This is a genomic window from Pseudoglutamicibacter albus (genome assembly GCF_022346425.1).
In the GTDB taxonomy this organism is placed as follows: Bacteria; Actinomycetota; Actinomycetes; order Actinomycetales; family Micrococcaceae; genus Pseudoglutamicibacter; species Pseudoglutamicibacter albus.
This window is the reverse complement of sequence record NZ_JAKRCW010000022.1, coordinates 1-10,239: the sequence shown is the minus strand read 5'-3', so window position 1 is coordinate 10,239 and position 10,239 is coordinate 1. Positions and strand designations below refer to the sequence as shown.

Annotated in this window: 8 protein-coding genes; 2 read left to right on the top strand and 6 right to left on the bottom strand. The window is 59.3% G+C overall.

The window, feature by feature from the left end; translation table 11 throughout:
- The first annotated feature begins 451 nt into the window (after positions 1-451).
- Complete coding sequence (locus MHJ63_RS09710; protein ID WP_232219315.1) at positions 452-1,054, top strand: Ltp family lipoprotein; 603 nt, start codon at positions 452-454, stop codon at positions 1,052-1,054.
- A 108-nt stretch (positions 1,055-1,162) separates the two neighbouring features.
- On the opposite strand, the gene MHJ63_RS09705 is transcribed toward MHJ63_RS09710, so the two are convergent.
- From MHJ63_RS09705 to MHJ63_RS09690, 4 genes are all read right to left on the bottom strand, one after another.
- Positions 1,163-1,894 (bottom strand): VIT1/CCC1 transporter family protein, encoded by a 732-nt coding sequence (locus MHJ63_RS09705; RefSeq protein WP_239447298.1) that lies wholly within the window; start codon positions 1,892-1,894, stop codon positions 1,163-1,165.
- Positions 1,895-2,123: 229 nt separating this feature from the next.
- Positions 2,124-2,669 carry a YbhB/YbcL family Raf kinase inhibitor-like protein gene (locus MHJ63_RS09700; protein ID WP_035757410.1) on the bottom strand — a complete coding sequence of 182 codons (546 nt, stop codon included), beginning with the start codon at positions 2,667-2,669 and terminating at the stop codon, positions 2,124-2,126.
- A 99-nt stretch (positions 2,670-2,768) separates the two neighbouring features.
- Positions 2,769-3,737: a hypothetical protein gene (locus tag MHJ63_RS09695; RefSeq protein ID WP_239447297.1), complete on the bottom strand. Its 969-nt coding sequence runs from the start codon at positions 3,735-3,737 to the stop codon at positions 2,769-2,771.
- 23 nt (positions 3,738-3,760) lie between these two features.
- The gene (locus MHJ63_RS09690; protein WP_239447296.1) at positions 3,761-5,950 is read right to left on the bottom strand and encodes a RecQ family ATP-dependent DNA helicase; all 2,190 of its coding nucleotides are present in this window, start codon (positions 5,948-5,950) and stop codon (positions 3,761-3,763) included.
- Positions 5,951-6,017: 67 nt separating this feature from the next.
- Here MHJ63_RS09690 and MHJ63_RS09685 point away from each other — a divergent pair, with 67 nt between their 5' ends.
- Positions 6,018-7,424, top strand: a complete 1,407-nt coding sequence (locus MHJ63_RS09685) for a phosphomannomutase/phosphoglucomutase (protein WP_239447295.1) — start codon at positions 6,018-6,020, stop codon at positions 7,422-7,424.
- A gap of 51 nt (positions 7,425-7,475) precedes the next feature.
- Here MHJ63_RS09685 and MHJ63_RS09680 read toward each other — a convergent pair whose 3' ends face one another.
- The gene (locus MHJ63_RS09680) at positions 7,476-7,937 is read right to left on the bottom strand and encodes a thiol-disulfide oxidoreductase DCC family protein (protein ID WP_239447294.1); all 462 of its coding nucleotides are present in this window, start codon (positions 7,935-7,937) and stop codon (positions 7,476-7,478) included.
- Between the two features lie 124 nt (positions 7,938-8,061).
- Entirely contained in the window at positions 8,062-9,897 is a 1,836-nt protein-coding gene (locus MHJ63_RS09675) for a phosphoenolpyruvate carboxykinase (GTP) (RefSeq protein ID WP_239447293.1), read from the bottom strand.
- Between the last annotated feature and the right edge of the window lie 342 nt (positions 9,898-10,239).

Below are 10,239 nucleotides of genomic sequence, written 5' to 3'. Positions count from 1 at the left end.
CACACCGAGGAATGAACGCTCACACCACCGATATATGCCCAGCAGCCATATATATCCGCTGAAACCCGCGCCAACACAGCCGAAAACACCAACCCCAGACACACATTCTGACCCTTAGCCCGACATCGTTCACACGATGTCCCGACATTTTTTATGCTCTGGGGCGTTGATGTGTCGCGTCATCGTTCCGGCGCTGGGGTCTCTAAAGAACCCCGCGAAACGATTTTCTTACCTTGCAGCTCCGATACTCCCGGGGATCGTCCTGTTGCCGTTACATCTGTTGCACGTGACTACTGGGGTAGCAATTTTCTGTGCCACCCTGTCGCGACGTGGGCTACGCAGATATGTAGAAAAATGTCGTAAAGCCATATCGAAATCCATTGGACACATTTTATGGGACAATACTGTTGCAAAGAAGAGATAAATGCATATTCATCTTGGAGGTTCATACGTGTCAGACCATAACTCCCCACAGGTGCCACCAGCGTCTGAGCCGGGTGACATTCCATCCTCGAGCAGCTCCCCCGCGACTACCAAGAAAAAGTCGCTTTGGACCCGCTGGTGGATGATTGCCATCTACGTCGTCCTCGGTATCGGCATCATCAATGCATTGGCTAACGGAGGTGACGAGAACGCCTCACCGGCCGGCTCCTCGACCCCATCAGCTTCAGAGACGCATAAGTCACAGACAAGTGACGGTGAGAAGTCGAGCGCCTCTACAAAAACTGACAAGCCAACTGAAAAGACAATTCCGACGGAATATAAGTCAGCACTCAGAACTGCGGAGACCTACTCCGATACGATGCACATGAGCAAGGCCGGAATCTATGAACAGCTCACCAGCGAGTACGGTGAAAAATTTACTAAAGAAGCAGCTCAATACGCGATAGACAATCTCAAGGCAGACTATAAAAAGAACGCCCTCGAAACAGCCAAGAATTATCAAGAATCGATGGCTATGTCTCCAAGCGCAATTCATGACCAATTGACAAGTGAACACGGTGAAAAGTTCACCAAAGAAGAGGCCGACTACGCCATCGCTAACCTCGACTAACTGTGTTTTCAGGTAACTAGTGATAGACCGTCTTAGCCCGGCACCCTTTAAGGGTGCCGGGCTAAAGCCATATTAGAAGCATGCTTCTTGTACTGAAACGCTTACACCTCAAGCGACTCCTGACGCACCCAGAAGGTAGCCCACGAGGTACGTGAATCCGAGCGCGAGCGCGCCACCAACAACCACGCGGATAGCGGCCTTGACAGGCGAGCTACCACCCAGCTTGGCTCCAACCGCCCCCGTCAACGCCAAAGCAACCAGGGTCGCCACGAACGTGCCCACAATATTCGCGCCATGCGGGAGCAGAACGATCGTCAACATCGGCAAAATCGCGCCAGCAAAGAACGCAAGCATCGATGCGAACGCCGCATGCCAAGGGCTCACGATGTCATCCTCATCAATGTTGAGCTCCATCTGCAGGTGCGCCTTCAACGCATGCTTCTCAGTCAACTCAACCGCGACCTTCTCCGCAGTATCCCGTGAAAGCCCCTGCTGCTGATACAGCTGCGTCAACTCCTCCAGCTCCCCCTCCGGATCCTCAAGAAGCTCACGTTTCTCCTTAACGACCAACGCCTCCTCCGCGTCCTTCTGCGAAGAAACCGAAACATACTCGCCAAGACCCATCGACACCGCGCCACCAATCACGGCAGCAGCACCGGCCGCCAAAATCGGGCCGATCTGAGTTGTCGCCCCAGCGACACCAACCACCACAGCCGCAACCGAGACGATGCCGTCATTAGCTCCCAAAACACCGGCACGCAACCAGTTCAGTTTCTGCGCATGCCCCGAAACCTGATGCGGTTCCGGCCTATTCTCATGTCCCACACTCGTTGAACTCATATGGACAGTTTCCTCCTCCCCACCTCTCAGCGCTAGCAAAGCTAGGCTACGCTTACTAAGCACCCCCTAAGATTAGCGATCCTTAACAGAGCCCAGCCCCATCAGCGCAACCCAATCACACCGCCAGACAGAGTGAGGCTTTAACTCAACGAGGGCGGCCCCGCAGCTCACGCCACGAAACCGCCCTCAAAAACAACTCAGCCCCTACAGCCGGGAACCACGCTGAAACCTAGGCTGGGATCTCCCCGTTGACCACCATGGTTGCCCGGCCCAACGTGTGCCCGAACATCATGAAGCCATGCTTAGCCGGCGACGTATCCCCATCCACACCAAGATCCTCAACATCCAAAGCATGCACCGTAATCACATAACGATGCGGGCCATGCCCCTGCGGAGGCGCGGCACCAATGAAGCCCGGCTGGCCGCCATCGTTACGCAGCTGGAACGCACCCTCCGGAAGGTCCAAGCCGTTACCGGCACCCTCATCGAGCTCCGTGACCGAAGCCGGGATACGCGTGAGAACCCAGTGCCAGAAACCCGACTGAGTTGGGGCATCCGGATCAAACACTGTGACAGCAAAACTTTTAGTGCCCTCAGGCGCGCCAGACCAGCTCAACTGCGGCGAAATATCCTGGCCGCCTTCGATACCGAAAGCACCCGAGTACTGTTCAGCCGGCCACATCCCACCATCCTTAACCGTGGTAGACGTCAGCTCAAAGCTTGGGACCTCACCCAAACCAGCAAATGGATCGTTTCCGTTCGGCGCCAATGCCATGTCACCCTCCTAAAGCGATAAAACCGACTATTCAAAACTCAAAAGCGGACATCTCAATACTGCACAACTGATATGCGCAAAACAGCTACACCAGCAGACCTACCGTCCACGCTTATACAGGTGCGCAATCTGTTGCAGCACCTCCCGAGCGTGCTCCTCATCAACACCGGTGTGACGCATGAAAATATCCATCGCCGCGTCCACATCTTCGGTGCGCATCGCCATCATGAACGCGTCCTGCTCCGGCTCGCTCAAATGATCCGTGCTGAACATGACCGTGCGGCCATCCTCAACATTGACCTGCAGCGTGATGCCATCGCTCGTGCCAGCCGACGTGTTCGCCTCCAAAGCACGGCGGATCATCTCCTGGTCCAAATCGATGTGGCGCGCGATGATCTCGGCCGCCTCATCGAAACGGCCATCGCGCATCTTGGCCATGAACTGATCCCGCTCGGCACCAGTAATGTCCTGGGTACTAAACGAATGCTCCCGCACGCCATCGTTGTGTGTGAAGTTCATGTGCCGTTCAGAGGCAGCCGCCTCATCACCGTACTTAACCGCCCAGTCCTCAGGGATCGCCCAATCCTGGTCACTACCCAGGTCAAGCTCGCTACCGGCCCCGTCCTGTACCCCGGAATCCACAGAAGACTCCGACGACTCAGTACGGGACGCGCTGGATCCCGATGTTTCCCCGTCCCGCGACTGCCCTTCCCAAGGCGCCCCAGTCCCCGGCGACTCAAACTCAGGCGTCTCGATCTCACGCAACGCAGGTTCCGTCTTGATCTGCGGGTATTGTTGCAACGCCACCACGTCAGTGACGCAATCCATGTTGGAACGGTTCGTGGCGCTCTTGATCAACTGGGCGGCACCCATCAGGTCATTTTGAGCGATCCTCGCATACACCGCCTTATGGGTTTCGGTGTCCAGAAGCTCAGAAACCTCACGGGCACGCTCAGGTGTGGTGTTGGAGCGAAGCTTATTCTGCGCACGCTTAGCCATTGACCGTAGCCCCAGCACAACCACGACCACGACAACAACGACACCCAAGACTAGAAACGTTGGATCCATATAACTAAGTCTACGAACCCCCGCTAACCAACAACCGCCAAAGCGAACGGCAACACCCCTGGAGCGCCCGCCTGCCGCAAGGTTGCGGTCGCGCTCGTGATCGACCACCGCGAATCCACCACGTCATCCACGAGCAACAACGGGCCCGGCGCAGAAGCCACCGCCTCACCCATTGCAGACGGCACCACGAACGCGTCACGCACATCCGCGAACCTGTACGCCGAGTTACCGCCCGGCCCAGACCGCGGCGGAGCACCCGAATATGCGAGCGCACCCATGAAGCGCATCTGCCCAATCCGAGCCAACTCAGACGCCAAGCTATAGATCAGCTGCGGATGCCGCGTAGACGGCATCGCCACAATCCCCACCGGACGCTCAGAAGACGGCATGCCCTCGGGGCCCATCCAGCCAGCCGCAGCCGACCACTCCCCCACGACCTTAACGCACGCGTTCACCACATCGGGCGCCACCGGCGCATCCGGGGTCTGCTGTTGCAGTAGCTCACGCAAGCGTGTGCCCCACCCCAAATCAGTGAACCTAGCCAACGCGCGCCCCTCACCGGCCTGAAGCTCAGCAGGGATCCGGCCCTTCACATCCAAACCCAACGCCGCAAGCCCCGTCGGGTACATCTTCCGCGGCACAATCTCAACACCAACTCGGTTCAGACCACCCTGAGCCAGTTGCGTCGCCTCGTCCCCCACCTCGGTAGGGAACCAGCGGCCAGCGCAGTTATCGCATATTCCACAATCCTCCGCGTGCGGGTCATCCAACTGCTCAGACAAGAAACGCATCCGGCATTCCTCGGTCTGCTCATACGCAAGCATTGCTTCCTGCTCAGCCTCACGCGCCGCCGCCACCCGCTCATACCGTTCACGGTCATACACCCACGGAACACCGGTACCCACCCAGCCGCCCTGGACCCGCTCAACCGCGCCATCCACAGCCAGCACCTTGAGTAACAGGTCCAGCACGGTCCGGCGAACATTGACCCGCGCCTCCAAAACAGGAACCGAAACCGGCCCACCGGCCTCAGCCAACGCATCGAGCACAGCGCGGGCCACGGACTCTTGCGGCATCGACGCAGACGCGAAATACCGCCAAATCTCCCGATCCTCAGGCCCGGGCAACAACATGACATCCGCCCGGGCAGCGCCACGCCCAGCACGCCCTACCTGCTGGTAATACGCGACCGGGGAACTCGGAGCACCCACGTGCACCACGAATCCAAGATCAGGCTTATCGAACCCCATACCCAGCGCGGAGGTCGCAACCAACGCCTTGACCTGATTATTCTTCAACGCATCTTCAAGCTCGTGCCGCTCATCCTGATCCGTGCGCCCCGTATAGGCCCGCACGTTCAGGCCCGCCTCACGCAGCATCTGAGCGATGTCCTCGGCCGCGGAAACCGTCAAAGCATAAATAATCCCGGAACCGGCAAGTTGCCCCACATGCTGCACGAGCCAACCCAACTGCTTACGCGGGCTTGCCATCCGCAAAACACCCAAACGTAGCGACTTCCTCGCCAACGGGCCACGCAACGTGAACACATCCTGGCCACCCGCGGCCAGTTGCTCCTCAACGTCCCGAACAACGCGCTCGTTCGCGGTCGCGGTAGTCGCTAAGACCGGCACATCCTGCGGAAGCTGCTCGATGAGGTCCTTGATCCTGCGGTAATCCGGCCGGAAATCATGCCCCCAGTCAGAGATACAGTGCGCCTCATCCACCACGAGCAGCCCCATCCGCTCAACCAGCTGCGGAAGCTGCTCTTCACGGAACCGCGGATTATTCAACCGCTCCGGAGACACCAACAAGACATCCACTTGATCTGCGGCGAGCTGACCGCGGATCTGTTCCCACTCCGTGGCGTTCGCCGAGTTGATCGCTTGCGCGCGCACACCAGCCCGCTGAGCCGCCGCAATCTGATCACGCATCAGCGCCAACAGCGGAGAAATAATCAGTGTTGGGCCGGCTCCCTGAGCCCGCAACAGCGCGGTCGCCACAAAATACACGGCAGACTTACCCCAACCGGTCCGCTGAACCACCAGCGCCCTACGCCGACGCCCCACAAGCGCCTCGATCGCTTCAAGCTGCCCCGGATGGAACTGGACACGCTCGCTGTCTGTGCCTTCCCGGCCCACCAGACGGCGTAACGCGGCAAGAGCCGCATCCGCATCGAAGTCAGCAGACAGGGCATCGTTACCTGTAAATTCCATCCCACGCCTCCCGCTGTTTCCGTGAGTCTGACCATTGAGCAAAGCGTGACAGCGTAGTCTGACACTTATGACCACGATCAATCTCAGCGATTCATTCAAAGCTTATGACGTACGCGGTATCGTCGGCGAGAGCATCACAGAAGAAACAGTAGAAGCCACCGCCGCGGCTTTCGTCGACGTGCTCGGACTGGCAGGGGCCACCGTGCTCGTCGGCGGCGATATGCGGCCTTCCAGCACACAGTTCGTCAGAGTTTTCGCTGAGACCCTCGCCGCGCGTGGCGCACACCCGCTGGTCCTCGGCCAGATCTCTACCGATGAGCTCTACTTCGCTAGCGGCTCCCTCGACGCCGCCGGAGTGACTTTCACCGCCTCACACAACCCGGCCGGCTACAACGGCATCAAAATGACGCGTGCCGGCGCTAAACCGATCTCTGCTGACACGGGCCTCGAGGACATCCGCATCCTCGCCCAGAAGTACCTCAACGAAGGCCTCCCTCAGCCTCTCAATGCGCGTGCTGAGATTGAACACCGCGATGTGTTGCCTGATTACGCCCGGCACTTGCGTTCGCTCGTCGACCTTTCCCGTATCCGCCCCCTCAAAGTGGTTGTTGACGCGGGCAACGGGATGGCTGGCCTCACGACCCCGGCCGTACTGGGCGATTCCGCGCTGGATGCCCTCCCACTTGAGATCGTGCCGCTGTATTTCGAGCTGGACGGTTCCTTTCCGAACCACCCGGCCAACCCCATCGAGCCCGAAAACATCGCAGACCTCCAGGCGGCCGTGAAGAAGCACGGCGCAGACCTTGGGCTTGCTTTCGATGGCGATGCGGACCGTTGCTTTGTTGTGGACGAGAACGGGGATGCCGTCTCCCCTTCCGCGATCACCGCGTTGGTTGCCGCCCGCGAGATCGCCCGCGCGAAGTCCGAGGGTGAAGAAACCCCGGTGGTGATTCACAACCTCATCACGTCCAAAGCAGTGCCGGAAACGGTTGAAGCGGCCGGCGGCCGGGCGGTGCGAACGCGCGTGGGGCATTCCTTCATCAAAGCTGTGATGGCCGATGAGAACGCAGTATTCGGCGGTGAGCACTCCGCTCACTACTACTTCCGTGACTTCTATTTCGCAGACACCGGGATGCTGGCCGCGATGCACATTCTTGCCGCGCTCGGCGGTCAAGATAAGCCACTTTCGGAGCTGGTCGCCAAATACCACCCGTACGTCGCGTCCGGCGAGATCAACACCACGGTCGCCGACGCCGCGGCCGCAACCCAGAAAGTTGTTGACGAGCTCGCTTCCGGTGACGACACCACAATCGAAACCCTCGACGGAACCACCGTGAGCGCAACCGACGGCTCCTGGTGGTTCAACCTGCGGCCATCCAATACCGAACCTCTGCTTCGCTTCAACGCAGAAGCCGCAGACCAAGAAACGATGGAACGCATCCGCGATACCGTGCTCGGAATCATCCGCGGCTAAGACGTCAGTAGCTACAGCGTCCAGCCTGAGGGCGTTGACGCAGCTACGCAGCTACGCACCACCGGATGGCTGCGTTGCATCGCATGCCCCGGGGTTTGCGCGGGATACTTGAGTATCCTCGCAGGCTCCGGGGTTTTGCGTACACCACGGAGTAGTTCCCGGGAACCTTCCGCGATGCGCGCTCACCCACGCATACACACGGTCCGCACACCACCGAAGCGGCGGGAAACGATACAGGCTTCGAAAAATCCGCGTGCCCATCGCGACATCCAACGCAATCGCCGCAGCACCGGCACCATGGGAAACCATGACGCGGCCTTCGCCGGGAACCACGCGGAAGCCCCAAATCTCAACATCCGTTTGAGCCTGCGTGAGGCCGTACGCTTGACGCACCCCGTGCTCTTGCGAGGCCCTCAGCTGGATCCGGCCACCCCTATCAAGCCGCCGCAACCAACCCGCAGCCCGCGTACACACACCACAGCGGCCATCGAAAATCAGCGTCAATTCCGCCACGGGGCCCACCTTTCTCTGCAGACAACAACGATGCCGCAGTCACCTCACACAGTGACTGCGGCATCGTTATCAGTTCACAGCATCAGCTGAAGCCGTGCGTGCGGCTTCAGCTGATGCTTGGCGTTTAGGCTCCGAGGCGTTCGCGCAAAGCGTCCAGCTCGGCGCGCATAGCGGTTGGTAGGTGATCGCCGAAGTTCTCGTACCACTGTTCGATAAGTGGAAGCTCGTTCTTCCACTCTTCAACATCGAAGCGGGTTGCGGCTTCGAGATCCTCATCGCTGATCTCCAAACCAACCAGGTCCAGCGAGCCCTCAGCAGGGATCAGACCCAGCGGGGTCTCTTCAGCTTCAACCTTGCCTTCGATGCGGTCGCAGATCCACTTCAGAACACGCGAGTTCTCGCCGAAGCCAGGCCACGCGAACCCGCCTTCAGCGTTGCGTCGGAACCAGTTGACCAAGAACACGGCTGGCAGGTTCTTGCCGCCCTGAGCCGCTGGAAGGTCGCGTAGCTTGTCCCAGTGGTTGAGGTAGTCGCCCGCGTCATAGCCGATGAATGGGAGCATCGCCATTGGGTCGCGGCGGACAACACCCACAGCACCTTCTGCGGCCGCGGTCGTCTCAGAGGAGAGAGTCGAGCCGAAGAACACGCCCTGGGTCCAGCTGCGAGCCTGGGAGACCAGCGGAATGGTGGTCTTGCGGCGGCCACCGAACATGATCGCGTCCAGCTTGACGCCGTCTGGGTTGTAGTACTCCTCGGAGAGCATGTCAGCCTGGCTGATCGGCGTGCAGAAACGGCTGTTCGGGTGGGCCGCTGTACGGCCTGCGTCCGGAGTCCAGTCATTACCTTGCCAGTCGATCAGGTGGTCTGGGGCTTCGTCGGTCATGCCTTCCCACCAGACGCCGCCCTCGTCAGTGAGTGCGACGTTGGTGAAGATCGTGTTGCCCTTAGCGATGGCGCGCATCGCGTTCGGGTTGGTGGACCAGCCGGTGCCCGGCGCTACGCCGAAGAAACCGTATTCAGGGTTGACTGCACGCAGAGCGCCGTCTTCGTCGAAGTTCATCCAGACGATGTCATCGCCTAGGACTTCGGCCTTCCAGCCGTCCACGGTTGGGTCGATCAAGGCGAGGTTGGTCTTACCGCATGCCGATGGGAACGCAGCGGAAATGTTGAAGGACTTACCTTCCGGGTTGGTCAGTCGCATCAGCACCATGTGCTCCGCGAGCCAGCCCTCATCGCGTGCCATGACGGAGGCGATACGCAGCGAGTAGCACTTCTTACCGAGCAGTGCGTTACCGCCGTAGCCGGAACCATAGGAGACGATCGAGCGCTCCTCTGGGAAGTGCACAATCCACTTCTCTTCGTTGCATGGCCACGCAACGTCCTCTTGGCCCTCTTCAAGCGGGGCGCCAACCGAGTGCAACGCCGGGACGAAGAACGCGTCCGTCTCCTCCATCTTGCGCAAGACCTCGTTACCGATCTTGGCCATGATGCGCATCGAGGTCACGACGTATGCGGAGTCAGAGATCTCAACACCGAACTTAGGGTTCTTCGCGTCGAGGTGGCCCATCACGAACGGGATGACGTACATCGTGCGGCCGCGCATCGAGCCTTCGAAAAGGGTGTTGAGTTTGGTCTTCATCTCAACCGGGTCCATCCAGTTGTTCGTGAAGCCTGCGTCCTCTTCCTTCTCGGAGCAAATGAACGTACGGGACTCGACACGCGCGACGTCGGCAGGGTCAGAGTTAGCGAGGTAAGAGTTAGGGAACAGGTCCTCGTTGAGCTTGGTGAACGTACCGGCGTCAACAAGGAGCTGTTTGAGCTTGAGGTCTTCGGATTCGGAACCGTCTACCCAGTGGATAGCATCCGGCTGGGTCAGCGCTGCCACCTCGGACACCCACTGCGCCAGCTTCTGGTGAGAAGTGGGTGCGGACAAGCTGGTCTGCTCAGCGTTCGCGGTCATAAGACTATGCCTCCAAATGGACTGTTGCGTCTCCATCAAGAGTAACCATGAGCGCTTACAGAATGCAGATGCAGGCAGGCCGTGACGTGAGGCGTCCCACGCGGACAGGGCCCCACGAGGCAAGTGAGCGGTCTAAGTTCCTTGTATTTCCGGGGTTTCTTGCGCTTCGGCTGGTAACACACCTTAAATAGACCGGTCTATCTTTTACATGGTACTGGACTGCCGATCGTAGTGCCTCATGTCAAGTTGATCGCGTAGTCCTAGTCGTGCCTCACAGAGATTGATCGCGTAGCCCTGCTTAGGCAGTATGGAGTTTCACCCCACCGGTTTGTCGTTTCCGTC